This is a genomic window from Dolichospermum sp. LEGE 00240, from assembly GCF_015207875.1.
GTDB lineage: Bacteria > Cyanobacteriota > Cyanobacteriia > Cyanobacteriales > Nostocaceae > Dolichospermum > Dolichospermum gracile.
Genome location: NZ_JADEVZ010000050.1, coordinates 13,366 through 38,838, shown reverse-complemented (window position 1 = coordinate 38,838; position 25,473 = coordinate 13,366). Strand labels below are relative to the sequence as shown.

The window sequence follows — 25,473 nt, the reverse complement described above, 5'->3', positions numbered from 1 at the left end:
CTGTGCCTTCTTTGCTTCCACAAGTTACTGCTGATTCTGATGATTCTGACTTGTTGAAAGCTGCTTAATTTTATTGCTGGATTTTGGGGGTTGTTTTTCGTTTTCTTTGTACCCCCTGAACGGTTACACTAATTCTACACATTTGTGATCAAAAGGTGGATCTTGTTCCCGCAAACAGTCAAAGAGTAATCCTAATAAGTCGCGGACATGACCACCACTAATCAGACATAAACGATCCAGAGTTGCCAAATTATCAAATAATTGAGTAGCTAAATTTAAGCGATCGCCTGGTAAGATATCAGGAAAGGCTCTGGCTAATACCATTTGGCGCATTAATCCCAGTCCTACGCTATTAATTTCTCCACAACGTTGACGTACGGGAATCATCGGTAATACTTTTGGTGCGACTCCGCCTCCTAAACGATGCTGTAGTTGGGCGCTATCATTGGAAAATGTCAGAGCCAAGGGAATTGTGTAAACTATATGACAATTTAATCTTCTTAATTGTTCTCCTCGATCAATGAATAAGTATTCGGGGAGCGATCGCCCAGAAGGTAAAGGACGAACCGCCACCCTATCCAAGTTATCCACAATCACCACCAATCCCTTCTTACCCCTGGCTTTTAGCTCCAAATTAGCCCGGTCTAACAGTTCTTTATTAATTGATTGTAAGATATTCTCTGTGCGTGGTTCTAGATAGTCTCTTAACCGTCTGCGTAACTGAGGACTTTCCTTAGTTTTCGCCGTAATTTTGGCAATTCCTACAGATAATTCGGCTTCTACTCCCAATTCTAAAGGCGTTTGCAGAAAATCTACCAACTCCCCAAACAACTTAGTAAAGTAACTAGGTTGGACACGCAGCTTCATCGCTTCCAAGTTTTGACTCACCAAACCAGCGATCGCTAACAGAATATCTGTAACATCTATATCTACCATTTCTAAAACATGGGTAGACTCAAAATAGACAACATGAAAATCCTGCGCTTCCAAATCAGCCTTGAGTCTTAATAATTCCGTAGATTTTCCACAGCCCAAATGTCCTGTAAATAACTGACAGGTTGGCGTATTTGGAGAGATCTTAGTAATAGTCCGCAGCAGAGCTTCAATGATCTTTCCACCCCGGACTGAAGTGAAATCAATATAATACATCCGGTCGTCTACATTCTCAATCATCAACGGACGAGAAGGATTACAAGCCTGATAAAATCTTTCTAAATTAAAAAGCATAAAAAACCCAATTCACGCTGTAATAGTCACAACATCATCTGTCACAATCTCTTTTACAACGGAAGACCAGACATATCCGCAATAACTTGGTATAGAAACACAACTAATTTTATCTTTTCCTTTACAGGAATATCCAACCCGGTCCTCAGAACAATTTAACTGCATCAAAATTTACACTGATAACATAAAAAAGCAGGGGCGGGGTTTCCCCACCCTGAATTGCATTGCATCCAACTGATAACCGCCACAACAATTAAATCACTCCCTCTACAGAAGCTACCCAAAACAGAATATTCAAAGTTGGTAAAAAACTTGATGTTCTGACAAATCTAGTCAAACCCTAATTACGTAGCTTCAATTGCAATTATTACAGAAATATCCGGTAAGTTTAAATTCCTCGCATATTAATCCCTGCATCTACCCCTACGAATACAATCACCTAATTGCTCATCTCTAGCAGACATATCCGCCACTAACTGTGATTGAGTATAATTTCCGACTCTTGCCCCTACATTTTCCATGGACAGCTTGTTCCCTGCAAAACAAGCACTGGAATTGTACAGATAGACCGACAATACCATTAGTCCTAAACTAATTGTTGTTTTCATATCAAAATTCAATTCAGAATGCTATTGCGTAATCAACAACATCATCTTGATCAATTGTGAAAACTTATGAATCAGCTAATGGTTCTTAAAATTGCCATAAAAAACCTGCCCGTAGCATCAAACAAGACACCACAAACAATGCAAACTTAAAGAGCATTAGCATATTCTGTCTATTTATGACAAAGATTAATCTAGACTAGTCTTGGACTTTGCCAAACTACATCTTTGATTTATCTCAGAATGAATAAACAAGTTGTTTTCCTAATTAATTCACAAATCCAGATTTAGATCCATGACTGCTAGATTAACTCCTACCCCCCTGGTAGAGTTAATTTAGCCACAAGATAACGTTCTTTCTATCTATACAAATTCTCTGAGAAAAAGCCGGACAAAAAAATCTTTTTTTGACCAGAAACAAAAATAAATATTATCCGTCATTAAATAAAAACCTAATCTAAAACACAGTTGCATCTACTCACCAGGGGAGATTATTTCTTCGTAATCATGAAAAAATCAATCATCACAAGCCATATAGCTAGTTAATATTTTCCTGGCTCATACTGAGTTATCAATTGTTACTTATTTATTAAGTAGTAATGGTTTGATCATGCTCGGAAAAATTATTGTAATAATTAATACTTCTAAAGAAAATAATTATAAATACAAAAATAAAATTAAAGATATAAATATTACCAAGAATAAATATAGTCATTTTCCTGACTCACTGACAACTTCAAGAGTTTTCAGACCTATTCCCTATAGAATAGTGAACAAAGATTGCCTAACAGATTCCCACTCCTCTTACTCATGACCTCTTCACAAGACGTAGATACAATCAAATCCCCTAACTCAGACCCAGAACCATCTATTAACCCCCTAGATGAATTACCAGGTGAAGTAGAAATGTCCATTTTTGACCACCTGGAAGAGTTGCGACAAAGAATTTTCTATTCCCTGATAGTCGTGGTAGTGGGTATTATCGGTTGTTTTATCGTAGTTAAACCCCTAGTCCAGCTACTAGAAATTCCTGCTCACGGCGTAAAATTTCTGCAATTAGCCCCCGGAGAATTTTTCTTTGTCTCCATGAAAGTTGCCGCTTATGGTGGTTTAATCCTGACCACACCCTTCATTCTTTATCAAATCATTCAATTTGTACTTCCTGGTCTCACCGTGCGCGAACGGCGGTTAGTCATTCCCGTAGTGCTAGGTTCAAGCATATTATTTGTATGTGGCTTAATTTTCGCCTACACTGCACTCATCCCTGCCGCATTGCAATTCTTCATTAACTATGGTGCTGATGTCGTAGAGCAACTTTGGTCAATTGACAAATATTTTGATTTTGTGCTGTTATTATTATTCACCACAGGACTAGCATTTCAAGTTCCCGTCATTCAAATCTTGCTGGCCACCTTGGGAATCGTTTCCTCAAAAATCATGTTAAAAGGCTGGCGTTATGTCATCATGACAGCAGTAGTATTGGGAGCAATTCTCACACCTTCCACCGACCCTCTCACCCAAAGTCTTTTAGCAGGTGCAGTTTTAGGACTATACTTTGGTGGCATTGGACTGGTGAAACTCACAGGGAAATAATTGTCAGTTGTCAGTTGTCAGTGGTCAGTTGTTCGTTGTTGGTTGCTGCACATAATTATCATATCTGCGTTTATCCGCGTTCATCTGCGTTCAATTATTCTTAAAATCTTATTTCATGCAGTTTCATTCACTCAATTGTTAATCCCTATGCAGAAAGACAGTTATCCTGATTGTTACCATATAAAATAGGTTTTGATAAATTAATTTTGTCAACGCCAGCTAATTTATAGCTAACGTAAACAAAGACAAACTTAACTTTAACTTTTACAATAGGAATATTTCACCAGCATGGCTCAAGAGCGTACATTACCCACATTTAATACCGCCACAGTCCAAATCACCAAAGAAGAAGGATTGGGCTTATATGAAGATATGACATTAGGGCGTTTATTTGAAGATAAATGTGCCGAAATGTATTATAGAGGAAAAATGTTTGGATTTGTCCACCTGTACAACGGACAAGAAGCAGTTTGTAGCGGCATTATTAAAGGTGCAATGCGTCCCGGTGAAGACTTCGTTTCCAGTACCTACCGTGACCACGTTCATGCTTTGAGCGCCGGAGTCCCCGCCCGCGAAGTTATGGCAGAATTATTTGGTAAAGCCACAGGGTGCAGTAAAGGGCGCGGTGGTTCAATGCATATGTTTTCTGCGGAACACCGTTTACTAGGTGGTTATGCTTTCGTAGCCGAAGGTATCCCTGTAGCTGCTGGTGCGGCTTTCCAATCTAAATATCGTCGGGAAGTGTTGGGAGACAAAACCGCCGACCAAGTAACCGCTTGCTTCTTTGGTGACGGTGCTGCTAACAACGGTCAATTTTTCGAGACATTGAATATGGCAGCTTTATGGAAATTGCCGATTCTTTTTGTGGTAGAAAATAATAAATGGGCGATCGGTATGGCTCATGAAAGAGCAACTTCCCAACCAGAGATATACAAAAAAGCCAGTGTGTTTAACATGGTGGGTGTGGAAGTAGATGGAATGGATGTTTTAGCCGTGCGTCAAGTGGCACAAGAAGCCGTAGCCCGCGCCCGTGCTGGTGAAGGTCCAACCTTAATCGAAGCCATGACCTATCGCTTCCGGGGACACTCTCTCGCTGACCCAGATGAACTCCGCAGCAAGGAAGAAAAGGAATTTTGGTTTGCGCGTGACCCGATTAAAAAGTTAGCTGGTTATTTGCTGGAACAAAATCTCGCCACAGAAGCAGAATTGAAAGATGTGGAAAAGAAAATTCAGGCTGTGATTGATGAAGCTGTGAGATTTGCAGAAAGTAGTCCTGAACCAGATCCTAGCGAGTTATATCGCTTTATTTTTGCGGAAGACGTTTAAACTGGGGACTGGGGATTGGGTAATCAGGGAAAGTATGATTTTTTTCTCACGCAGAGGCGCTCCAGGCGCAGAGAGTAAGAGTTTGAGCATAGGGGTACGCGCTCTTTGTGAGATCCAGTCAGCAAATCCCGTAGGGCGGGGTTTCCCCGCCCTAGATTGTATTGTATCAAGTGCAATAACCGCTATAAATTAAATTTATACAAAAAAGTTGTTGACTATTTTAGTTGCTAAGTATTAAAATATAACTGGTAAGTTGAATTTTTTCGACGCACCTCCCCTGAACCTTGAAAACCCTATAATTTCGTTGAGGTGTGTCGAAGCCTTACGCACCAAAGGTTTCAGCCGACAAAATCTGCCACTTTGTGAGAAAATTTTTCCATTTTTCTGAGGTGTGTCGAAATGGGTATCTGAAACCCTTGCCCAGTAAGCTTTCCAGAAGTGAGCTCTTTCCAAACCAACTTCCCCGCAAGGGGATGGAAACATTACAATGACGCTATTGTTCCGGGACCAGATAACCTTTCCAAACCAACTTCCCCGCAAGGGGATGGAAACTACTATCCCCGACTTCTGTGATAATTAATGTGATAAATAAGAAGATGGTTAAAAGTTGTCGGGTATCTGAAATTCTCAATTGTCAGAATCAGGATATCCAGGATTAAAGGATGTACAGGATGGTAATTTTTAGATGGTTTGTTGGTGATGAAAGTTGTATTTGTCAGCATCAGGATAACCAGGATTAAAGGATTTACAGGATATTATTTTGAAATGTTTGATTTACAATATGATCTTTTAAATTTATAAGTTATTAAAGAATATTTATTGAATATGTAATCATCAATTTTAAAATTGAAAACATGAGAGTTAAACCTTCAAATCCCCACCAAAAATCATCCCACAACATCCTGTGAATCCTCAAATCCTGGAAATCCTGATTCTGACAAAATAAAAATCACCAACACCCCACCAAACATCATTCAATAACATTCTGAAAATCGTCTTGGCATTTTGGTGATGAGGACAAATATTATTTTCTTATTTCCCCTACTTCTGGGATTGATTTGGGAAATAATTATCTTGATAAATAAAAACCCTATATATATGGGCGCACACTTTTCCACTCGTACCATTAGCATACCCAAAACTCAGAACACTGTCAAGCCCCCAAGCTGAAATCACCAAAACTCGTTTGATTATTGATAATATTCTCAATAATCATGAGAATAGACCCCTGTTTATTGAGAAAGTTCTTTTTTATCAAAATCCCATACAAATGATCATGGTGGAATTTGTGGGCATGACAACCTACAATTGGGGAGAAAGGTAGAAAAATCGCAATATGTATTGCCTGTTTCCTCTTGCCTGTTCATAAGCACAAACTTCCACACCAATCTACTGGCTATTATGTTTACCATTGACATTCAAGAACAACAATACAAAACCTACATCCTGTCTGATAAAACCGCTGGTACACAAATAGAAGTCGTCCCCGAAAGAGGTGGTATCATTACCCGTTGGCTGGTGCAAGGTCAAGAAATCTTCTATATGGACAGCGATCGCTTTACCCATCCTGATTTGAGCGTTAGAGGTGGTAATCCCATTTTGTTTCCTCTTTGCGGTAACTTACCTGATAATACTTACAGCGTTGAGGGAAAACCGTATACTATTAAACAACATGGCTTTGCACGGGAATTGCCTTGGACAGCAACAGCGCAAAATACTCAAGGTAACGCTAGTCTAACTGTAGTTCTCAGCAGCAACGAGGAAACAAAGGCAGTTTATCCTTTTGATTTTGAATTGGCTTTTACCTACGAACTCCAAGGTAATACCTTAGTAGTGCGTCAGGAATATAAAAATCTCTCATCTACACCCATGCCATTTTCCGCTGGTTTCCACCCTTATTTTCTCTGTGGTGACAAAAATCAGCTAGAAGTAGAACTTCCTTCTACACGATATCAAGATAACAAAACCAAGGAATTTCACGCCTTTGACGGCAAATTTGATTTTAACCAAGATGAAATTGATTTTGCTTTTGGCGGACTAACCAGTAAATCAGCCACAGTCACAGATAACAGCCGTAAGTTGAAGCTAACCCTAGATTACGATGATTTCACTACCTGGCTAGTGTTTTGGACTGTCAAGGGCAAAGATTTCTACTGTTTAGAACCTTGGAGCGCCACCCGCAATGCTTTCAATACTGGTGAAAACCTGACTGTGTTAGCACCGGGAGCTAGTTGTACTGCTGCTTTTCGGTTAACGGCAAGTTTTTTCTAGAGACCCCTTGACAAAACCATGGCTGTTGATGGTATATTGATAAAGTTGGAAAAACAGCAAAAGGGTGGCTAACTCAACGGTAGAGTACTCGGCTTTTAACCGATTTGTTCCGGGTTCGAATCCCGGGCTACCCATTTTTAAGAGCGATCGCAAAGTTTTGGAAAATGCATTCTCAAAACAGTTGCATTTTTCGGCGTTGCTGAGTAAAAGTATGATTTTATTTCACGCAGAGACGCTCCAGGCGCAGAGAGTAAGATTTTGAGAGATAGAATTTTCGACTTTCATACCCCCATTAAAAACCTATCACTTTCTGAAATTTGAGACTATTCTGATCTCCTCCTGACTCGGTGACTCGGTGACTACTTATCAGACAATTTGCATGACAACTAATGTCATATCATCGGTATTTCGTCTATCAGAACCAATAAATTGTTCAACTTGGTCAAAGAGATATTCGACAATTTCCTGGGGACTATTGCAATACTTACAGGCTGTTCTGAAGGATGTAACAAAATTATCTTCATCAAAGCGATCGCCTCCAGCCGCCGCTGCATCAGTTAAGCCATCAGTATAATAAATTACTGTATCTCCAACTTCTAACTGTGCCTGTGCATTTTCATATTCGCTATTGGCATCTAAACCAATTAACATCCCCAATGTATCCAATTGACTCACGGTTTTTGTGGCTGCGTGCCACCACAAGGGCGGATTATGGGCAGCATTACTATAGGATAAAATCCGCGTTTTCGGGTCATATTCGGAATAAAACATAGTCACAAAGCGGTGGGAATTTTCCAAATCCGCATACATAACCCGATTCAAATTTTGTAAAATTCCGGCTGGGGAGTTACCATGTAAGACTTCACCCCGCAACATTCCCCGCAACATCGTCATAATTAAACCTGCAGGAACGCCTTTACCCATGACATCCCCAATTACCAAACCCCAACTAGCATTTTCTGGAGATGCTGGTTGTTTGGGGTATAACTGGTTTTGATTAGTGGGAATAAAATCATAGTAATCACCACCAACTTGATTAGCTGGTTTACAACGGGCAGCTATTGATAACCCAGGAATATTGGGACATTGACGCGGTAAAAGTCGGCGTTGAATTTCTGCACCAATTTCTAACTCTTGGTCTAAACGTTCTTTTTTTCTTAATTCTACAGATAGTTCATCATTGTCAATTGCCACTGCTGTTTGGTCTGCTACTAACCGCACTAATTTTTGTCTAGTTTCTGTCCAACTATATTCAGGATCTCGACTCAAAACATATAGCCAACCTCGTTCTGTATGCTTGACTAAAATAGCTGTGCCAAAGATTTGTACATCTGGACCTAAAACAGCGTGCATTTGGTCATCTAGAATCCCTGTGGAAATAGCAGCAGCACCTGAGTTAGCTAAAAGAGTAATTTGACTACTAGCAGTTTCTAAGGCTTTTCTAATATTTTTTCTTTGCTGAGTATCTTGCCAATGTAATTGTTCTAATCTAATTTGTCCGTTGGGTTTATAAAGAAAAAGTGCGCTACCTTCTGCATCTGTGACTCTGGTAGCCATGAGGGGAATCAGTTCCAAAAACTGATTTAAATTATTAAAGCTTCTGAGGGCAAATCCTAAAGAACTCAGCAAGTCTTGAATTTTATTTTGTTCTCGATGCAGCCTGGACACAAGTTCCTTGAGTGCCACTACAGGAGTGACATCTGTGGCGCTGCTATTGCTATCAGTAGGATGGGGGGGAAATTGTGACACAGGTTAATATTGCAGTTAAGAATAGCAAATTTGTGATTCTTTATAAATACTCTTTCTTGATAAATTGTGAAATCATCATGGAACGAGATTCGTGATTTTAGCAAGAGTAGAAGAAATGTTGAAAGTAATTTTTTAAGTCTTGGTTAATGCTGAGAACATTTTTGATAGTTAATTTTCCATGATGATCAGGTTTCTAATTTGTTAAAAATGAGTCTTGATAAATCAGTGATTTTTATGATTAATTAGCAGCCTCTAATTTTTTCATAACTGAATCAGTGCTTCATATATCTTGGGAAATAAAAATTCGTCACTAGCAAAGTTCTCTCTATTTGAGAGAGTAGAGATTCAGAATCATCCAACCAATAACCAGATGGATTTTTGGTGAATTAATTCATGGTTTTTGCGTTGTGGGGATTTTGGTCAAAATATAGATGTAATCATGCTTTTAATGAAAACTTGTTTGATTATGGACTACAAACACTTAACCTATATACCATAAATTATTGAAATGTTTCCTTAGATAGATTTCTTTTCTGCAAAGATTTTGCCTATTTTTGTTCAATATTTCGAGATGTGTAATTTTATATTAGTGTTTTGACGGAGAAGGTGGCAGGAAATTAAGTTTTATTTTCAACATCCTAGCTGAATTTAGCAAAGCTTTGATTTGTAGTTTATGTTTTTCATATAAGCAATATTCAATAATATATATGCAATAATAAATTTGTTTGTATTAGCAATGGTGATAATTTAGCTGATTGAGAAATACTAATCCGAATATGCGGTGTTATTAGCTGCTTGTTTGACAGGGATTTGGATAATAAATTCAGTTCCTTTGCCAATATCAGAGAAACATTCTAATTTACCATGATGTTTTTCTGTGATAATTCGATAGCTAATAGCCATACCCATGTCCGTACCTTTACTTATTTATTTGGTAGTAAAAAATAGATCAAAGATGCGATTCTTCACATTTTCTGGGATTCCGTTACCATTATCAGCGATCGCAATTTGTATCCATTTTTCATCTATAATCTTTGTTCTAATGATAATCTGATCCAGGTTGGAGTTACTTGCTGCTTTTTATTCTAGTTCTAAATATTCTTTAGGGGTGTAAATATGTTTGCGATACTTGCATATTGTTTTCCTTAATTTGGTTTATTAATTGTAGATAGTTAATAGGAAAAGAATTTTTTCATTAATCAACTTCGCGCTTTATTTAATTAAAAATAAAATTTAATGCCTGTTTAATAATTAATTCTTGATCTACCATATTTCTCAAGGTTAATTCATCATAAATTCCGCCAAAAGCTTCTAAAGAAGCATTATCTAAAGCTCGATTATAAGCTCCTGGTAAAATTTCTTCTATTTCTTTTTTTTCCATGTAATATCCTCCAGACTTTCTGCGGTTGTTGATCCGATCAATTGCGTCAATAGCATTGCGAATGGAAACATCCCAAGCATGAGTTGTCCTTTTTTCTGCCTGTTGTTTAATTAAATGGACTAAAAGCACTACACAATAACTATAAATTTTATTGATTTTATCTTCTTTACTCATTTCTTCTAATTCATCAATTAAAGATAGAGCCGCTTCTAGGTTGCCAGAAACCACTAATTCTCTGAGTTCTAGTAATTCTTCCATGATTTGCTCTCTCCTTGAAGTTTGCTATTTCTAGCATAGCGCTGATAACGCTATCAACGACAGATACACCACTAAGGATAACGGTTGTTGTCCAAATTTTACCAATTTCTGCTAGAGTATGGGCGATATCGCAAGCTCTGACTTATCAGTTCGCTTCCGTATCCGCAGCAAGCACAATCACAACACATAAAATTCAGAAATTAAGCTCCCACGAAGAAGCCTTTGTCAAGTAAGATAAAATCAAAGGACTGTATAAAGGTAAAAATATGCAGCTAGAAGATTATTTTGAATTTTTAGATCCAGACGATATCCGCATTAAGGTTCATAGAATCGGTATTGATGATGTGATTGATTATTACTTACAAGGATACACACCTGAACAAATTCTGGAAGATTTGCCATCGCTAGATTTAGAAAAGATTCACGCTACTATTACCTACTATCTCCATAATCGTGGGGAAATAGATGCTTATATGTTGCGGTTGGCTAGGTGGAGGGAACAGCGTTATCAAGAAGCTGCTGCTAATCCCTCTCCAATGATACAGCGTTTGAGAGCAATCAAAGCGCAACGAGAACAGGAGCGGTTAAATCTTGTATGAAAATCCGTTTCTTGCTCGATGAAAACTTGTCACCAAAGCTAAAGTTTGCTGTTTTGCGTCTTAACCCAGCAATAGATATAGTTCGTGTGGGTGATCCAGATGCTCACCCACTAGGAACACTAGATCCAGAACTGCTGCGTTATCTGGAAGTATCTGAACGGTTATTGGTGACATACCAAAAGTTTTATGAATTTTTCCTAATACGAATGTATACTATAATAAAGCTCAGTTTAGTTAAACTATAGCTTAAAAGAAACTGAGATTACTACTGGAGGTAGATCAAAATGCTAAACCAGTCTATTACCGGAATGAGTTTACAGGATTTAGAATCCTTAATTAATAGAATTGTTGATGAAAAAATTAATCAAATAAGTCTCGCTAAACATAACAAAATAGAACAGTCTGAACTTGTTAAAAACATACATATTTTTCAAGAAAGCTTAAAGCAAAAATATGGTGAATTTTCTGATTTGACAGAATTATTGCGAGAAGATAGAGACAGATGATCACAGATAAAGTCGTCATTGATAGTAGTGTAGCCATTAAATGGTTTATTGCTCAAGATTATTCATTAGAGGCAAATAAAATTCTTGATGCTTATCAATCACAACAAATTACCTTGATTGCTCCAGACTTAATTTATGCAGAAATTGGTAATATTGTTTGGAAAATACAGCGATTTCAAGGTTTAACTAATCACGAAGCTGAGATGATACTTGATTTATTTCAGCAAATACAATTAAAAATATTCCCTGCCGATGAATTATTAAAAGATGCCTATCAGTTTGCAGTGAATTATCAAAGAACTGTCTACGATAGTCTTTACCTAGCTTTAAGCATTAGAGAAAACTGTAAATTTATCACTGCTGATGCAAAATTGTACAATGCTATTTATCCAAAAATACAAAATATTCAACTGATAAAAGATTGGATTTAAGTATGAGCGATCGCACAAAGTTCTCCAATTCCTTGAGGATGGAAATATTTACTTGTATCAAGAGACATGAGACTATTTTTACATTCTACAATTATGCTTGAATTAGAAAGTTGAATAAAAAAATCAGCACTTTTATCTCAACTTGGAGTGCGTCAGCGCTATAAACCCCAACCATACCGATAAATTACGCACCCTACTAACTTTTAGATTTCACAGTTTACAAATCCCAACACGAGGGAAGAGAGCATTTGTAATTCTCTTGAAACAAGAGTATTCATAGACGTTAGAGGTAAGAGGCACACACCGAGTCCAATAGTCATCTGCATCGTCCTTATGATAAAGAAATGGATCTCCCTCTTTTCTACCATTACTATAAGGCCAGTACTGACTTCTCCCTCCAAATACCTCTTTCGTAATTGGAAGATGACCTTTTAGTGCTGTTATATCAAAAGTAATATCTTCGTAGTACAACCAGACCCCTTGTTTTCTCCATCCTATCCTATCCCCAAAGGCTTCCCAAATTTCTCTACTATACTCTTTTCTTCCCCCCAAGTTTTGATAAATTTGCTTCTGTACAGAGAAACCAAAGTGTCCATTGCTATATTCCAGCCAAAACTGGTCAATGGTGCGGAGTTCCTTACATGGGAATTTGTCAATACTTTCAAGATTTAACCAACCTTCTTTTTCCCGCTTTGCAACTGCTAATATTACCCTCTGTGTTTCTTCGTCCGCTTCTTTCCAATTTCCCGCAGCGAGTAAATTTTTTAGTTTCGTATAGTCTATGCCTACAGATGATCTTAGTCTCTCTTCTGGTGTTGGGGTAGGTTGTGATGATGTGGGTTTTGATGTTGGTGTTGGGGTAGGTTGTGATATGGGTTTTGATGTTGGCGTAGTTTCTAGTTTTGGGGTTGAATTATCCCTAAATATACTTTGCCCCACTATAGCTAAAACAAATCCTCCCGCACCAAACCCTGCAACTTGTAAAAAACCCCTTCGTGAAGATTTTGGTGTTGATGCTAGGGGTGGTGTTTGCTTTTTGGGTGACGATACTTGTGGATGCTGATAAGGTACTGTAGGCGGTATTTGAGGACGATTTAAATCTTGTAAGACTTCTTGAGCAGATTGATAACGCTGTTGATAATCTTTTTGTAATAATTTATCTAAAATTCTCCCCAAGTCAGAGTTTATAGGTTTTTGTAAATGACTACGCCAATTTTTCACCCATCCATAGCCATCTTCTTGCCACAGTTGCCAAGGATGAACTCCTGTGAATAAGTGAAAACAACTTGCACCCAAACTATATAAATCACTAGCAGGATATACTTTCCCATCCTGCATTTGTTCTAGGGAAGCATAACCAAAAGTACCAATTGATGTTCCTGTTTTAACTGTTCCCTGGAGTTGTTTTGATGCCCCAAAATCAATTAATATTAATTTGCCATCACTACGACGACGCATAATATTTTCTGGTTTAATATCTCGATGAATTATTTTATAATAGTGAACTACCTCCAAGGTTGTTAATAAATCTTGTAATAAGGCGCGGATTTTTGATTCTGAGAATATTCCCTGGTTTTCTAATTCTTGTAATAAATTTTCACCGTCAATGAATTGTTGTACTAAATACAGACGGCTATTTTCTTCAAAATAAGCTAACAGAGTGGGAATTTGTGAATGTTCACCGAGTTGTTGTAGTTGCTGTGCTTCTTGTAAAAATAATTCTTTGGCCTTTTGGAAGGCGTTTGTACCGGTAATCTGCGGTGCAAATTGTTTAATTACGCACTGGGTGTTAAGTTTGTCAATGTCTTCCGCTAAATAGGTTTTGCCAAATCCGCCACTACCTAATGATTTAATCGGACGATAGCGGTTTTTCAATATGACTATAGCAACGTTGCAGTTAGGACATAATTGAGTTTGTTCGGGAACTGAGGGAGTTTGTTCGGGAACTGAGGGATTATTACATTCCGGGTTGAGACAACATATCTGATTCATGGTTGTGTAGTAGTAGATACGTTTATGATTAAATATCTACTAATATACACGAAATATACTTAAATTGACAATTGACTGATTTTTTCCCCAGTAAGCAAGTATGCTAGAATTAAACCAGTTTAGTTAACAGACAATTTTGATATTATATAAACTGTAGTTAAAACAAACCTGATATTACCACTGGAGGTAAATCATAAATGCTAAATAATCAGGCTATTACCGAACTGACTTTACAGGATTTAGAATCCTTGATTAATAGAATTGTTGATGAAAAAATTAATCAGATTAATCTTGATCAAGATCACAAAATAGAACAAACTGAGATTGTTCAAAACATACACATTTTATCCGAAGATATTGAAAAATCTAATCCTTTTGTTCAGTTTGATGGTATTTTCAAAGACGATCCGCTTTTTGATGAATTTTTAGAAGAAATGGCTAAAAATCGCCGTGAATTAGATGCAGAAATAGCTGCTTATGAATCTTCTTTAGAGGATAATAAAACAGCGTGAGCAGATATATTCTTGATACTAATATTGTGACTTTTTCTCAACAAAGTTCCTGACTTAAAAATGGAAGATTGGACGGTAAATCTATAGTTAAACTTTGATGGAATGAAGGACAAAGCCAAAAACTTCATCCTTCATATTTTTGACCAACTATTGCCATTTTTCTATGATATCCGCTTCTGTGTATTCGGGAAGATGATCATTTTCTAAACCTCTCATAGCCTGTTCAAGAGAAAATTGATTCCATTCTTCATTTTCTGTATTATTCCTATATGAGAACAGGGTTTTATAAAGTGTTAGTCTTTGTTCTTGCAATGCTTCTCGAACCATCTCTTTAATCAATGCTTTTAATTCTTGGGTTTCCATGATTTGACCTTTTATATCGTAAGTAATTATCCGAACTTAATATTATTCTTCATCGTCAAAATTCACATCTTGATAAATGTCAACTAAACTAATTTCAAAATCAAGATATTGCAACTTAACAATATCATCTTCAGATTTATATTCCTGAATAACTTTTTTAATTGAACTAATAAAATGATAAAAACTGCGAGAGCGTGTATTTTCCAGATTTAAATAAGGTGCTATCATTCTTGATCCGTTTATCTTTTGGTATTCAGGTACAAGTGATTTCAGTTCTTTTGATGGACTTTCAAGATTATCAGGATTGCGGAACTTATTTTTATTTTGCTGTGATGAAAGATTGGTTTTATTATAAGCCTTTTCTACCGCTTCCAAATCAGCAATATACCAGCTTTCAATTTCACGGCAAGCAATACGCACAATAGATTGAAATTTATTTGCTGCTTCGCATTTTTGTTGAAGATTTGTTTTAATAACTTGACAATCACCAGAATCTTGATCACGCAAAATAATGAATTTTGCATGAGGATTATTATATCCTTGAAGTTTTCGTGTTATCTGTTTTTCTAAATCTTGTTTACCTTCAAAAACAATATACCTAATAACTATATCTGATTCTAATATTAGCTGCGGCAAAATCCCTTCAATCATTGCTTTTGCAGATGGTTCTTCTAGTAAGAAAACAAGCTCTATCATAGCGGGTCTGCTCCCTCAAAAAACCCCTGTCTCCATAAATAACCAAGTTGATCACCTTCATTCATGTAAGTTGTGATTTGTTCATCATCACTCGCTCGTTTAACTATTGTATAACCTCTTTCTTTTTGTAACCAAAATACCTCTTCTAGTTCGCAACCATTTAAAAAATCAGGGGAATGAGTGGATACAAAAACTTGACCACCCTTGCGTGCATATTCTCGAAATTCTTCTGCAAGTTCATAAAGAAGTTTAGGATAAAGTTGATTTTCTGGTTCTTCCACACATAGCAAAGGATGAGGTTTTGGGTCATACAAAAGCACTAAATAAGCAAACATTTTGATAGTTCCATCAGAAACATATCGGGCTAAAAAAGGATCATGAAAATCGCCATCTTTAAACCTCAGCAATACCCGTCCTTCTTCAGTAATTTTAGAATCAACTGCGCTGATACCAGGAACTCGCTGTTTTAGTTTTTCAGTGATTTTCTGAAAAATATCAGGGTGTCTTCTATAGAGAAATTCCGTTACCATTGCTAAGTTTTCACCCTCTTTGGAAAGATGTTCGGCATAACTAGATTCTCTCTCTGGTCGCGCTTGTTGAATATGAAAATCCGAAATATGCCAATTTTCAAGTAAATCACCAATTGCTTTACTTGCAGGGAATTTTTCAAATTGTGCTAAACCTTTTAAAGCCAGAATATCTGGAGATTTTAACTCGTGGTCTTCTCGTTTTAATTCTTTTTCATCTATAACCTGATCAGGTTCATTAATCACAGCTTGTCCTTTACCTTTAGAAAAATCAATAAACCGCCAAGGCTGACCTTTACTCCCTCTTCGGTATTGAAGAATTTCTCTTTCTATGATAGGACGACCATCTTCTTCGTTAATTGTTAAAGAATAGGTAACTAATGGAGATTTTTCACCTTGAGGAATACGAAATTTCAATTCAATTTCTATCGGTCCAGTTGAGTTGCGGCTTCTTACTTCCTGGAATCCTTTACCTCCTCCTAATTTCGTGAGAGCAACATGAACGTTATCAGTTAAAGCATCTTTTAAAAAACTGAATACATTAAAAATCGTGGTTTTACCCGTACCATTTGCACCGACAAAAACGCACATTTTAGGAATTTTTTTAATTTCTACATCTTTGAAAGCTTTAAAGTTTTTTAGATGGATACTTTCGATTTTCATAATTCTCCATTAAACATTTTTTTGAATAGATATCATTATTTATTCCCTATCTTCAAAATTAACATCTTGATAAATGTCAACTAAACTAAGTTCAAAATCAAGATATTGCAACTTAACAATATCATCTTCAGATTTATATTCTCGAAAAATCCATTCTCCCTCATTAGTTTTGCTGTAGTGCATTACCTGATATTGATTTTGTTCTACTAAAACATATTCTTTAAATTGGGGAATAGAACGATAAAAAGTAAATTTATCCCCTTGATCATAATTTTTTGTAGACTTGGATAAAACCTCAACAATTAACAAAGGATTAGTCACAGTAGTATTATTTTTACTTGTATAACTAGCTTGACCATCAGTTACAATTACATCAGGATATGTATATTGTCTTAGTTGTGGTATCCATAAACGCATATCTCCCATAAAAACTTCATTGTTTTTGCGTCTCATGGCATATAGTAAAATCGCCGCGATCGCTAGTGTGATTTTATTATGATTACCACTTCCCCCAGTCATGGGAATTATTTCTCCATCACGATATTCGCTTTTATAAAGTGCTTTTTCTTCTAACTCTAAATATTCTTCAGATGTATAACTATGCTTACGAGTTTCTACTTGCATATTATTTTCCTTAATTTAGTTAATTGCCAACAACTTAGAACTAGCACCACCACCGATAATGGTAGTTGTGCCAGTCTTGCCAATTTCTGCTAGAGTATGAGCGATCGCTTGTGGAGTGGGTATGTAATTATGCAGTTTTAATCCATAGAATTAATTTATAGCATATTCCGTGAACTGGCGCATAAATGGAGAATGAAAACCAATGATAATATCTTGATTGGGTACTCCTTTCTTTACCAATTCTTCAGCAAAATCAATTTCTGTACCGTTGTATTGTAGCCAGATTTTACCTTGTTTAATATCAAAATGCAGCACACAACCATAAACTCGATGGTCATTTTCCCAGCCAACATTCACAATTTGGTAATGATCGTTTTCCGTATCAAATATTAATTCGCGGTCAACATCATTTCTTTTGTAGTCATCTTTGGTATATTCTTTGATGATATTTTTAATGACTTGACGATATTGATTTAGTTTATCCATTGTTCTATCTCCTCTTTATTTGGATTATAAACAATTAATTTGATGTTTTGGACTTTGATCACCAGTTGAATTAGTTCCAATTTAAAAAATGTTTCATAGATTTTAAATTTGAATAATTTGGCTTAATTATAACAAAGAATAAAGGCGATCGCATTTTTAAAGTTTAATCAAGCAGATTCCAGAATAAGTCCATTAATAATATCTTCTGGAGGGATTCCAGCTTGAATCAAAACAGGGGTTAATCCTTCCTCAAAATTATCATCTTCGATAACAATTTTACCCTCTAATAAACGAGCATGAAATAAAATAGTATTAGTCCAATTTTCCTTTTCCCAACCTGTCATAATAATCAAAAACTGGCCTGATTCTTTGTCACAAACTGGACTAATTTTAAGTTTTTGTAATCGGGGTTGTAGGCTAGATTCTTTTCTTAAAACTTGGGTTAAAATATCAGCATACCTTAGTGTGTTATCCATTGTAGAATTACCTCTTTTTTAGGATCATAAACAATTAAATTGATTTTGTTTCGTTTAATAACCATTTGAAAAATAGGCTTTTGAAAGTGTTTTAAATAAACAGCCTGACTAATTCCGAGGAAAAGCTGTCGTTCAGGTTCTTGTAATTCTAAAGCCCATTTGTATAATTGAAGTTGTCCTATGGTTTTCTCTAATTCACTGATGACTGAAGGTGCATCAAAGTCTTTAATTTCAACGGCAATTTTACGATCTTCTTTTTCAGCACTAAAAAACTTCTCTGCTCCTAAATCAGCTTTGAGTAGTGTTTTTTCTAGTGTTAAAACTAAGGGATCATCGGTAATTGTCCAACCATCCTTTTCTAGGGTATGACGTAATGATAAGTGTAAATCGTCTCGTCTGGACATGATTAATAATTTTTCACCAGTGTTGAATGTTAGAAAAAAGCTCCAAAATTAGATTTGACCAAACGTTGCGATCGCTATACATTATTGTTCATGATTCTTTGTGCGATCGCCTCTCTTGCATTTTAACACTTCCCCAAAGACATTGCGTTTTTAAAGTTTAATCAATAAGAAGACGTTGCCGAAGGCACTGCGAAACAGACCGCACTATTTTGTTTATTTCGCATTAATCAATTCCGTTTGTTTCATTTATTTTGGTATTTTCATCATGATAAGCAAAGTAATAGGCATTAGCTCCCGTTAAATCAGCTTTTCTTAAATCAGTTCCTCTAAAATCGGTATCGGCAATAATTGTATTTTTAAGATTAGCTTCACTTAAATCAGCATTACTAAAGTTAGTTCTGGTTAAGTTTGCTCCTTCTAGTTTACATCCCCATAAACTTGCGCCAATAACAGATGCATCCGATAAATCTGCTCCTTGAAAATCAGTTATAAAGCGTCCAGATTCAAACTTCAGAAACCATCTACTTTTGTTTAAGATTGCGTTCTGAAGATTTGCATTTACGAAAGTTGAGTGGTAGCAGAATACTGATGTTAAGTTTGCTGATTCAATATCCGCATTATTAAAATTAGCATCAGTGAACTCAGTCCCAGTAAAATCGCATTCAGTAAGATTTGAATTACTAAAATTAACGAGACCAAGCATAGCTTTTACAAACTTGGAATTTTTTAAATTTGCTCCTGATAAGTTAGCATTCCTTAAATCTCGACTACTCAAATCAATTCCCTCAAGACTAGGAATATAGCTTTCCACCTTCCTAAACTGATTCCAAGCTTTAATTCCTGCTTCACCACCGCGTAGCATTTGCAAAGCTCTCTCAGTTGTAATTTTGATTGTTTGGGTTTCACCTTCCTCTCTTTCACGCCCTCCTGATGTACCTGTACGAGACTTTAACAATTCCAAATTAGCTGTAATTTGATTCTTAATCTCTGCCGATTTAACTACTTCTAACGCGGTTGTTAAATATTCTTTTGCCTGTGTTAAATTTTCTGCGGTATCCGTTTCCGCCAATGCGATCGCTAAAGCCTGAAGAACCTCTGCATAAATATCACAACATTCTGCATCTTCTGGAAGTAAAACATAAAGTCGTTTAGCACATTCTACCGCTCCTCAACTGCTTCAGGAAAATCTCCACCATCAGTTTTCTTCACTTCTTTAATGAAATTACTAATCAGTTGATAATTCTCAGTTAAATCTAAAACCTTGGTTACATAAGTTGTCTGGGCATCACAATAATCCCCATAGGCAACTACTCCCATTTTTGCTTGAGGAACTATTATTTGTATAACTCGAATATCTAGATCCCCGACTTCTTAAAGAAGTCGGGGATCTGACGTTAATTACGCTTCATCCAAAGCTGCAATACCAGGTAATACTTTACCTTCTAGCAACTCCAAACTAGCACCACCACCAGTAGAAATGTGGCTCATTTGGTCAGCTAAACCGACCTTTTCCACAGCCGCTACAGAGTCACCACCACCGATAATGGTAGTTGTGCCGGTTTTACCGATTTCTGCTAGAGTATGAGCGATCGCTTCTGTACCCGCAGCAAATTTATCAAACTCAAACACACCCATTGGACCATTCCAAATCACAGTCTTACAATCCGCTAAAGCTGCTTGGAAAACCTTCACAGAATCAGGACCAATATCCAAACCCATCCAACCATCAGGGATTGCTTCAATGGTGACGGTTTGAGAGTTAGCATCAGCAGCAAAGTTATCTGCTAACACCACATCGGTGGGTAATAGCAAAGCTACACCACGTTCTTTAGCCTTAGCTTCCAAAGACTTCGCCAACTCTAACTTATCTTCTTCCACCAAAGACTTACCAACACTTAAACCACGTGCTTTATAGAAGGTGAAAATCATTCCCCCACCAATAATCAACTTATCGCACTTTTCTAACAAAGTTTCAATCACACCAATTTTGCTAGAAACCTTAGAACCACCGATAATAGCGGCTAAAGGACGCTTAGGTTCTTCAATTGCACCTTGTAAATATTGCAATTCTTTTTCAACCAAATAACCAGCAACAGAAGGGCTTAAAAACTTAGTTACACCCTCAGTAGAAGCATGGGCGCGGTGTGCAGTACCAAAAGCATCATTTACATAAAAATCAGCGTTTGCTGCCAATTTTTGAGCAAATTCGGGGTCGTTCTTTTCTTCTTCCTTGTAAAAGCGGACATTTTCCAACAACAGCACTTGACCATTTGCCAATGCGCCAACCTTAGCCGCCACATCATCGCCAATACAGTCATCAGTTTTGACAACTTCTTGTCCTAACAACTCAGAAAGACGTTTAGCGACGGGAGTTAAACGCAATTTTTCATCTACACCCTTGGGACGACCGAAATGGCTTGTTAAAATTACCTTAGCACCCTTTTGGGTCAAATCTTGGATAGTTGGTAGCGCCGCCCGAATCCGAGTATCATCAGTAATGTTGCCTTGATCATCCACAGGCACATTAAAATCAACCCGTACTAAAGCGCGTTTTCCAGATATATCAGCCGCAGATAAACTTGCTAAACTTTTTTTAGACACAGTACGACTCTCCTGATTACTTTTTTGTTATTGTCTTCAAAATATGACCATCAAAATTTTACCGGAGTGAGGGGCGCAGAGGTGAGATATGTTTAAAACAGTTCTATTTCCCATTGATCAAAGTCGAGAAGCCAGAGAGGCCGCTGATATAGTTGCCAATATTGTGCAAACCTATCGCAGCCGCTTAATTCTGTTGTCAGTCGTTGAAGAGCCAGACTCAGAAGCACCAGCTACCAGTCCTATGGTATCTCCAAAAGCAGTTGCCAAACTCCTAGAAAATGCCCAGGCTTTATTTTCTGAACAAGGAATCGTAGCCGAATTACTAGAAAGACAAGGTAAACCAGCTTTTACTATTTGTGATGTTGCTGATGAAGTTGAAGCCAGTTTAATTATCATGGGCTGTCGAGGCATAGGATTGACGGATGAAGGCGCAACTGATAGCGTTACTACGCGGGTAATCAACCTTTCTCCCTGTCCAGTTTTGATTGTTCCTTGATTAAACATCGTGTGCCTGAATATGATATATCAGAGTATATGTCATAACAAGCCTCATCTAAATTTGCTAGGAACCCCCCGTGGTTCCCCCAAATCACGGGGTAGGTACGGGAGCGCTACTCCTATATTAAATCCAAATCTTTTGTATAATTAATTTTGCTTGCCTACTTAGTGGAAACTGTTTCCTATTCCCTGTTCCCTTTTCCCTGCCTTCACAGATAACTGTTTCAGCAAACCCTACTTAGACAAGATAACTAGTATTCGGCACAATGGGAAACATGGCATATTCATACCAAGCTGTCCAGATAAAACTCCGAATCCAGCGTTGACGCTTCTCCAAACTTAATTCATACTCAAATGCGCCAGAGGATTCATCAATAGAAGATAAATGGGAGTTACAACCACAGCCATGTTGATAAGTAAAACCATATTTAGATGCTATACTTTGCACCTTCATTTGCATTGCAAATACCTTACCTGCGTGTAGAATAGCATCCCACGAACGCTTATGTTCTATATCTCTGGGATCAAATCTTAAAGCCCGTTCTTCAAACACATGATCTCGATAAATTGGAGCTAAATGTACATGATAGAAACTAGCTGGTAAATCATATCCAAATTCATCAAACAGTTCCAAACCAATGCGAGCTACCTTGACCTCATTATTGTCCTCAGAACCTTTTGACTCACAATTATGCAAAACTGCCTCAAAGTTTGGATAGTTGTGAATCATAAAGTCATGACCATAAAACTCCAGAGTTTCCCCTGCCAGTTGCCCAAATAACTCAGAGAATGAAGGTATTAGACGAAATAACTGGGGGCGGTCATTAAATAAATCAACATCACCATATTGCAGTTTATATTGAAACAACTGTGCCATTTCCACATAGATTTGTGGATTACTAAATCTGACATTTGCCCTGCCCTTAGCAATATCCTGCCACACACTAGGTAATTGAGCAACAGTAACCGCATTTTCACCAACAATGACCGCAACGTTAGAGGCTTCTTGAAGCTGCATATCGAATTTCCACAGAGAGTTTAATTAACTAATTTACTACAAATTAGTGCTAATCATCATCAAACAGTTGGGAACGCAAATTTAATAACCTGCAATTCTGATGTAATCTGGAATGGTGCGTTACGCTGTCGCTAAAACACCCTACTTTTGCACCTTATTTAATTCACATTCCTTGCCTAGAATTGTGACTAACCAAGGTAACACCAACTTGGACAACTTGCATGGAGAGATAGTAATCCTCTCTATCAAGAATAGGCAAGGTAGAGAGACCCCTAACAATTAACATCAAGCCCAGTGAAGTCCTAATTTTTCTGAGCATATGAATGACTTAGTGGAACGGATTTTAATTAACTAATTTACTGCAAATAATCCCTTTTTTATCTTTTCAACAGCATAAAAAATGTTTGACAGACTGTCTTTTGACATTGAGCCAAAAATGTCCATCCTAGATTTAGGAATATTCACTGCTTAGACATTTTTTAATACCCGTGGATAAAACAATCAACAGAATTATCCTCCCTTGTCTATTGACAAGACATAAAAAATATAGTATTCTCGCAACTGAATCGGTTTTAATGGGAAGCAGTCATTAAACGCAAGGGGGAAAGTCTGGTGTAAATCCGGCACTGTCCCGCAGCTGTAAGGAGATTTATTCTCTAAGTCAGAATGCCCGCCGAAAGCAAAAAAACTCACATCCATCTGCGTGGTACAGATGATTCAGACCATGAATGTTTCCATAGGAATTAATCAGTTTAGACCTCCAGAGAAACCCTACAAATTGTGTACTGTTCTGAGATTATTAACCGTCAATTTAATTATTTGCAATCCTGCACTCAAGAAAGTGGGAAGCTTTTATAGGTGAGACTTATTGCTATCTTCGTTAGATATATTTTGACAAGAATAGAAAAGATGACAGCAAGTGAATCTTGTCCATCTTTGGCTGGGGTTAATCATGCTTCTTTACACATTTTACGTAGCCATATTGTAAAGACTCTTATGTCTGCGTTTCCGAATTATTCCTCAACATTTCTAAATCAATGCTCAATCAAAAACATAATCTATTTGTCTGTACTACTTGTGGTAGTAAGTGGCAAGATGGTAAGCGGGTTGGTGAAAGTCAAGGTGAACAACTACTAAAACAACTTCAAGAACTTGCTCAAGATAGTGAATTGCACAATCAATTCTGCATTCAGGGGGTTGAATGTATGAGCGCTTGCAGTCATTCCTGCGTGATTGCTTTTGTAGCAGAAGGAAAATCAACCTATCTCTTTGGTGATTTACCAGTAGATAGTAGTCCATCTGCGGTACTAGAATGTGCAAGTTAGTATTATACAAAATATGATGGTGTATTGCCTTGGTCAGAACGTCCAGAACCTTTAAAAAAAGGTATTTTAGCAAAGATTCCCGCACTAGATAAGTAGGCGAAATTAAACAACAATTGTTGCTAGGGAACAGAAAACTGAAAAATCAATTGAGCAATTAATTCCGTCTGATTACTTATAAAAAAAAGTAATTCAAATGACCTCTGAAAACAACATCTAAATCAATTAATCCTCATTCCATTTACTTATTTAGAAAATAGCTGTAAGTTAATTCAATACTCTCATCATACAACTCCATGAAATTACCTTCATTGATCTTATTTAGTATCGCGACTACTCTTTTATTATCTCTACCAGTTAAAGCAAATCCTGATAACAACCAGCTTGAGAACCCAAGTAGCTGGAGTCAAAATAAATCAAGTGTACAATTGCCGGAAATTAAATTTATTCCTCCAGATGCTGTCAGCAATATTAGTCCAACAGATACTCGTAATTTCACTGATATATTTTCTTTAGGAAGAGAAATCTCAGAACTACAAGCTCCCATTAAAACATTAATGGCTCGCTACAAATTTCTTTCTCCTGGCATCTTTTTTATGGACTTGAACACCGGAGATTATGTAAGCATTAATGGCGATAAATCTTTTGCGGCTGCTAGTACCATTAAATATCCAATTTTGGTTGCTTTATTTCAGCAAGTAGATGCTGGAAAAATTCAACTAGATGAAACATTGGTTATGGGGAAAAAGCATATTGTTGGTGGTTCGGGAAATATGCAGTATGCGCGGGTAGGAAGTAAGTTTAGTCTTTTAGAAACTGCAACTAGGATGATGACTATTAGCGATAATACCGCCACAAATATGATCATAGATCGTTTGGGCGGAATTACTCAATTAAATCAAAAATTTCGCAGTTGGGGATTGCAAAATACTGTGATGCGAAATCGTCTGGGAGATTTTCAAGGAACTAATAAAACCAGTGCTAAAGATTTGGTCAAACTATCAGCTTTAATGGAAAATAATCAGTTACTTTCCAATACAAGTCAATCACAAGTAATAGGTATTATGAATGGTTGTCATAATAGAAGTTTATTACCTTCTGGTTTAGGTTCTGGTGCTAAGATAGCGCACAAAACAGGAACACTCAGGTTTATATTAGGAGATGCAGGTATTATTGAAACGCCATCAGGTAAGCGTTATTTAGCAGGAGTTTTTGTGCAAAGACCAAATAATGATCCTAGAGGAAAAGATTTTATTCGTCAAGTTTCTCAGGTAGTATATGGTTATTTTGACCAAGTAAAAGTAAGTAACCAAGTCAGATTATAGACTAGTACCGCAAGGCGGAA

At 36.9% G+C, this 25,473-nt stretch carries 27 protein-coding genes, 1 tRNA gene, 3 pseudogenes and 1 riboswitch; of the genes and pseudogenes, 13 read left to right on the top strand and 18 right to left on the bottom strand.

Going from position 1 to position 25,473, the window contains the following annotated elements; translation table 11 throughout:
• Positions 1-126: 126 nt before the first annotated feature.
• Positions 127-1,227 (bottom strand): annotated as a pseudogene (locus tag IQ226_RS16435) (P-loop NTPase fold protein); the annotation flags it as partial.
• Between the two features lie 404 nt (positions 1,228-1,631).
• Positions 1,632-1,835, bottom strand: a complete 204-nt coding sequence (locus IQ226_RS16430) for a hypothetical protein (RefSeq protein ID WP_193897030.1) — start codon at positions 1,833-1,835, stop codon at positions 1,632-1,634.
• A gap of 807 nt (positions 1,836-2,642) precedes the next feature.
• On the opposite strand from IQ226_RS16430, the gene tatC reads away from it, so the two are divergent.
• The 4 genes from tatC (at position 2,643) to IQ226_RS16410 (ending at position 7,156) form a co-directional block, all read left to right on the top strand.
• On the top strand, positions 2,643-3,425 hold the full coding sequence (gene tatC / locus IQ226_RS16425; protein WP_193897028.1) for a twin-arginine translocase subunit TatC: 783 nt from the start codon (positions 2,643-2,645) through the stop codon (positions 3,423-3,425).
• A gap of 288 nt (positions 3,426-3,713) precedes the next feature.
• A complete protein-coding gene (pdhA, locus tag IQ226_RS16420; RefSeq protein WP_193897026.1) occupies positions 3,714-4,751 on the top strand; it encodes a pyruvate dehydrogenase (acetyl-transferring) E1 component subunit alpha in 1,038 nt (345 codons plus the stop codon).
• 1,401 nt (positions 4,752-6,152) lie between these two features.
• On the top strand, positions 6,153-7,022 hold the full coding sequence (locus IQ226_RS16415; protein WP_193897024.1) for an aldose epimerase: 870 nt from the start codon (positions 6,153-6,155) through the stop codon (positions 7,020-7,022).
• Between the two features lie 62 nt (positions 7,023-7,084).
• A tRNA-Lys gene (locus tag IQ226_RS16410) sits at positions 7,085-7,156 on the top strand.
• 232 nt (positions 7,157-7,388) lie between these two features.
• Here IQ226_RS16410 and IQ226_RS16405 read toward each other — a convergent pair.
• The 3 genes and pseudogenes from IQ226_RS16405 to IQ226_RS16395 form a co-directional block, all read right to left on the bottom strand.
• Complete coding sequence (locus IQ226_RS16405) at positions 7,389-8,771, bottom strand: PP2C family protein-serine/threonine phosphatase (protein ID WP_193897022.1); 1,383 nt, start codon at positions 8,769-8,771, stop codon at positions 7,389-7,391.
• A 765-nt stretch (positions 8,772-9,536) separates the two neighbouring features.
• Positions 9,537-9,815: pseudogene (locus IQ226_RS16400) on the bottom strand (sensor histidine kinase).
• A 172-nt stretch (positions 9,816-9,987) separates the two neighbouring features.
• Positions 9,988-10,410 (bottom strand): DUF29 family protein, encoded by a 423-nt coding sequence (locus IQ226_RS16395; RefSeq protein ID WP_193897020.1) that lies wholly within the window; start codon positions 10,408-10,410, stop codon positions 9,988-9,990.
• Between the two features lie 266 nt (positions 10,411-10,676).
• Here IQ226_RS16395 and IQ226_RS16390 point away from each other — a divergent pair, with 266 nt between their 5' ends.
• From IQ226_RS16390 to IQ226_RS16375, 4 genes are read left to right on the top strand one after another with little or no spacing between them, the layout of a single operon-like run.
• On the top strand, positions 10,677-11,009 hold the full coding sequence (locus IQ226_RS16390; RefSeq protein WP_193897019.1) for a DUF433 domain-containing protein: 333 nt from the start codon (positions 10,677-10,679) through the stop codon (positions 11,007-11,009).
• Positions 11,006-11,254: a DUF5615 family PIN-like protein gene (locus IQ226_RS16385; protein WP_193897017.1), complete on the top strand. Its 249-nt coding sequence runs from the start codon at positions 11,006-11,008 to the stop codon at positions 11,252-11,254. Before IQ226_RS16390 ends, IQ226_RS16385 begins: the two co-directional genes overlap by 4 nt.
• A gap of 39 nt (positions 11,255-11,293) precedes the next feature.
• Complete coding sequence (locus IQ226_RS16380; protein WP_096668552.1) at positions 11,294-11,515, top strand: hypothetical protein; 222 nt, start codon at positions 11,294-11,296, stop codon at positions 11,513-11,515.
• Positions 11,512-11,946, top strand: coding sequence for a type II toxin-antitoxin system VapC family toxin (locus tag IQ226_RS16375; protein ID WP_168652147.1), 435 nt, complete (start codon positions 11,512-11,514; stop codon positions 11,944-11,946). The genes IQ226_RS16380 and IQ226_RS16375 overlap by 4 nt, the downstream gene beginning before the upstream one ends.
• 210 nt (positions 11,947-12,156) lie before the next feature.
• Here IQ226_RS16375 and IQ226_RS16370 read toward each other — a convergent pair whose 3' ends face one another.
• A complete protein-coding gene (locus IQ226_RS16370) occupies positions 12,157-13,938 on the bottom strand; it encodes a serine/threonine-protein kinase (protein ID WP_193897015.1) in 1,782 nt (593 codons plus the stop codon).
• A 197-nt stretch (positions 13,939-14,135) separates the two neighbouring features.
• Between IQ226_RS16370 and IQ226_RS16365 the strand changes: the two genes are divergently transcribed.
• Complete coding sequence (locus tag IQ226_RS16365) at positions 14,136-14,450, top strand: hypothetical protein (RefSeq protein ID WP_193897013.1); 315 nt, start codon at positions 14,136-14,138, stop codon at positions 14,448-14,450.
• 147 nt (positions 14,451-14,597) lie between these two features.
• Here IQ226_RS16365 and IQ226_RS16360 read toward each other — a convergent pair whose 3' ends face one another.
• The 8 genes from IQ226_RS16360 to IQ226_RS16325 all read right to left on the bottom strand — a co-directional run bounded on the left by IQ226_RS16360 (position 14,598) and on the right by IQ226_RS16325 (position 18,689).
• Positions 14,598-14,813 carry a hypothetical protein gene (locus tag IQ226_RS16360; RefSeq protein WP_096668558.1) on the bottom strand — a complete coding sequence of 72 codons (216 nt, stop codon included), beginning with the start codon at positions 14,811-14,813 and terminating at the stop codon, positions 14,598-14,600.
• A gap of 42 nt (positions 14,814-14,855) precedes the next feature.
• Positions 14,856-15,509 (bottom strand): DUF4276 family protein, encoded by a 654-nt coding sequence (locus IQ226_RS16355; protein WP_096668560.1) that lies wholly within the window; start codon positions 15,507-15,509, stop codon positions 14,856-14,858.
• Positions 15,506-16,699, bottom strand: coding sequence for an AAA family ATPase (locus tag IQ226_RS16350; RefSeq protein WP_193897011.1), 1,194 nt, complete (start codon positions 16,697-16,699; stop codon positions 15,506-15,508). The genes IQ226_RS16355 and IQ226_RS16350 overlap by 4 nt, the downstream gene beginning before the upstream one ends.
• A 39-nt stretch (positions 16,700-16,738) precedes the next feature.
• Positions 16,739-17,323, bottom strand: a complete 585-nt coding sequence (locus tag IQ226_RS16345) for a Uma2 family endonuclease (RefSeq protein ID WP_193897009.1) — start codon at positions 17,321-17,323, stop codon at positions 16,739-16,741.
• Between the two features lie 150 nt (positions 17,324-17,473).
• The gene (locus IQ226_RS16340; protein ID WP_096668566.1) at positions 17,474-17,809 is read right to left on the bottom strand and encodes a XisI protein; all 336 of its coding nucleotides are present in this window, start codon (positions 17,807-17,809) and stop codon (positions 17,474-17,476) included.
• Positions 17,797-17,910 carry an element excision factor XisH family protein gene (locus tag IQ226_RS25985; protein WP_157750067.1) on the bottom strand — a complete coding sequence of 38 codons (114 nt, stop codon included), beginning with the start codon at positions 17,908-17,910 and terminating at the stop codon, positions 17,797-17,799. Before IQ226_RS25985 ends, IQ226_RS16340 begins: the two co-directional genes overlap by 13 nt.
• A 66-nt stretch (positions 17,911-17,976) precedes the next feature.
• Entirely contained in the window at positions 17,977-18,285 is a 309-nt protein-coding gene (locus tag IQ226_RS16330) for an element excision factor XisI family protein (RefSeq protein WP_193897007.1), read from the bottom strand.
• A complete protein-coding gene (locus IQ226_RS16325; RefSeq protein WP_096668570.1) occupies positions 18,270-18,689 on the bottom strand; it encodes a XisH family protein in 420 nt (139 codons plus the stop codon). The genes IQ226_RS16330 and IQ226_RS16325 overlap by 16 nt, the downstream gene beginning before the upstream one ends.
• Before the next feature lie 26 nt (positions 18,690-18,715).
• On the opposite strand from IQ226_RS16325, the gene IQ226_RS25640 reads away from it, so the two are divergent.
• Positions 18,716-18,850 carry a hypothetical protein gene (locus tag IQ226_RS25640; protein ID WP_255539978.1) on the top strand — a complete coding sequence of 45 codons (135 nt, stop codon included), beginning with the start codon at positions 18,716-18,718 and terminating at the stop codon, positions 18,848-18,850.
• A 62-nt stretch (positions 18,851-18,912) separates the two neighbouring features.
• Here IQ226_RS25640 and IQ226_RS16320 read toward each other — a convergent pair whose 3' ends face one another.
• From IQ226_RS16320 to IQ226_RS16310, 3 genes are all read right to left on the bottom strand, one after another.
• Positions 18,913-19,758, bottom strand: a complete 846-nt coding sequence (locus tag IQ226_RS16320; RefSeq protein ID WP_193897005.1) for a pentapeptide repeat-containing protein — start codon at positions 19,756-19,758, stop codon at positions 18,913-18,915.
• Between the two features lie 89 nt (positions 19,759-19,847).
• Entirely contained in the window at positions 19,848-20,006 is a 159-nt protein-coding gene (locus tag IQ226_RS16315) for a hypothetical protein (protein ID WP_193897003.1), read from the bottom strand.
• A gap of 81 nt (positions 20,007-20,087) precedes the next feature.
• On the bottom strand, positions 20,088-21,290 hold the full coding sequence (locus IQ226_RS16310) for a phosphoglycerate kinase (protein WP_193897001.1): 1,203 nt from the start codon (positions 21,288-21,290) through the stop codon (positions 20,088-20,090).
• An 88-nt stretch (positions 21,291-21,378) separates the two neighbouring features.
• Here IQ226_RS16310 and IQ226_RS16305 point away from each other — a divergent pair, with 88 nt between their 5' ends.
• Positions 21,379-21,786, top strand: coding sequence for a universal stress protein (locus IQ226_RS16305; RefSeq protein WP_193896999.1), 408 nt, complete (start codon positions 21,379-21,381; stop codon positions 21,784-21,786).
• A 240-nt stretch (positions 21,787-22,026) separates the two neighbouring features.
• Here the strand turns inward: IQ226_RS16305 and IQ226_RS16300 are convergent, their stop codons facing one another.
• Positions 22,027-22,806, bottom strand: coding sequence for a hypothetical protein (locus IQ226_RS16300; RefSeq protein ID WP_193896997.1), 780 nt, complete (start codon positions 22,804-22,806; stop codon positions 22,027-22,029).
• Between the two features lie 550 nt (positions 22,807-23,356).
• Positions 23,357-23,499, top strand: a riboswitch (cobalamin riboswitch).
• A 344-nt stretch (positions 23,500-23,843) separates the two neighbouring features.
• Between IQ226_RS16300 and IQ226_RS16295 the strand changes: the two are divergent.
• Positions 23,844-24,227: pseudogene (locus IQ226_RS16295) on the top strand (DUF1636 family protein).
• A 197-nt stretch (positions 24,228-24,424) separates the two neighbouring features.
• Complete coding sequence (locus IQ226_RS16290; protein ID WP_193896995.1) at positions 24,425-25,453, top strand: serine hydrolase; 1,029 nt, start codon at positions 24,425-24,427, stop codon at positions 25,451-25,453.
• Positions 25,454-25,473: the final 20 nt, after the last annotated feature.

Bases quoted from the DNA above. Each gene is read 5' to 3' on its own strand.
- IQ226_RS16430 (WP_193897030.1), bottom strand. From the start codon at position 1,835: ATGAAAACAACAATTAGTTTAGGACTAATGGTATTGTCGGTCTATCTG.
- tatC (WP_193897028.1), top strand. From the start codon at position 2,643: ATGACCTCTTCACAAGACGTAGATACAATCAAATCCCCTAACTCAGAC.
- pdhA (WP_193897026.1), top strand. From the start codon at position 3,714: ATGGCTCAAGAGCGTACATTACCCACATTTAATACCGCCACAGTCCAA.
- IQ226_RS16415 (WP_193897024.1), top strand. From the start codon at position 6,153: ATGTTTACCATTGACATTCAAGAACAACAATACAAAACCTACATCCTG.
- IQ226_RS16395 (WP_193897020.1), bottom strand. From the start codon at position 10,410: ATGGAAGAATTACTAGAACTCAGAGAATTAGTGGTTTCTGGCAACCTA.
- IQ226_RS16390 (WP_193897019.1), top strand. From the start codon at position 10,677: ATGCAGCTAGAAGATTATTTTGAATTTTTAGATCCAGACGATATCCGC.
- IQ226_RS16385 (WP_193897017.1), top strand. From the start codon at position 11,006: ATGAAAATCCGTTTCTTGCTCGATGAAAACTTGTCACCAAAGCTAAAG.
- IQ226_RS16380 (WP_096668552.1), top strand. From the start codon at position 11,294: ATGCTAAACCAGTCTATTACCGGAATGAGTTTACAGGATTTAGAATCC.
- IQ226_RS16375 (WP_168652147.1), top strand. From the start codon at position 11,512: ATGATCACAGATAAAGTCGTCATTGATAGTAGTGTAGCCATTAAATGG.
- IQ226_RS16370 (WP_193897015.1), bottom strand. From the start codon at position 13,938: ATGAATCAGATATGTTGTCTCAACCCGGAATGTAATAATCCCTCAGTT.
- IQ226_RS16365 (WP_193897013.1), top strand. From the start codon at position 14,136: ATGCTAAATAATCAGGCTATTACCGAACTGACTTTACAGGATTTAGAA.
- IQ226_RS16360 (WP_096668558.1), bottom strand. From the start codon at position 14,813: ATGGAAACCCAAGAATTAAAAGCATTGATTAAAGAGATGGTTCGAGAA.
- IQ226_RS16355 (WP_096668560.1), bottom strand. From the start codon at position 15,509: ATGATAGAGCTTGTTTTCTTACTAGAAGAACCATCTGCAAAAGCAATG.
- IQ226_RS16350 (WP_193897011.1), bottom strand. From the start codon at position 16,699: ATGAAAATCGAAAGTATCCATCTAAAAAACTTTAAAGCTTTCAAAGAT.
- IQ226_RS16345 (WP_193897009.1), bottom strand. From the start codon at position 17,323: ATGCAAGTAGAAACTCGTAAGCATAGTTATACATCTGAAGAATATTTA.
- IQ226_RS16340 (WP_096668566.1), bottom strand. From the start codon at position 17,809: ATGGATAAACTAAATCAATATCGTCAAGTCATTAAAAATATCATCAAA.
- IQ226_RS16330 (WP_193897007.1), bottom strand. From the start codon at position 18,285: ATGGATAACACACTAAGGTATGCTGATATTTTAACCCAAGTTTTAAGA.
- IQ226_RS16325 (WP_096668570.1), bottom strand. From the start codon at position 18,689: ATGTCCAGACGAGACGATTTACACTTATCATTACGTCATACCCTAGAA.
- IQ226_RS25640 (WP_255539978.1), top strand. From the start codon at position 18,716: ATGTTAGAAAAAAGCTCCAAAATTAGATTTGACCAAACGTTGCGATCG.
- IQ226_RS16315 (WP_193897003.1), bottom strand. From the start codon at position 20,006: ATGGGAGTAGTTGCCTATGGGGATTATTGTGATGCCCAGACAACTTAT.
- IQ226_RS16305 (WP_193896999.1), top strand. From the start codon at position 21,379: ATGTTTAAAACAGTTCTATTTCCCATTGATCAAAGTCGAGAAGCCAGA.
- IQ226_RS16300 (WP_193896997.1), bottom strand. From the start codon at position 22,806: ATGCAGCTTCAAGAAGCCTCTAACGTTGCGGTCATTGTTGGTGAAAAT.
- IQ226_RS16290 (WP_193896995.1), top strand. From the start codon at position 24,425: ATGAAATTACCTTCATTGATCTTATTTAGTATCGCGACTACTCTTTTA.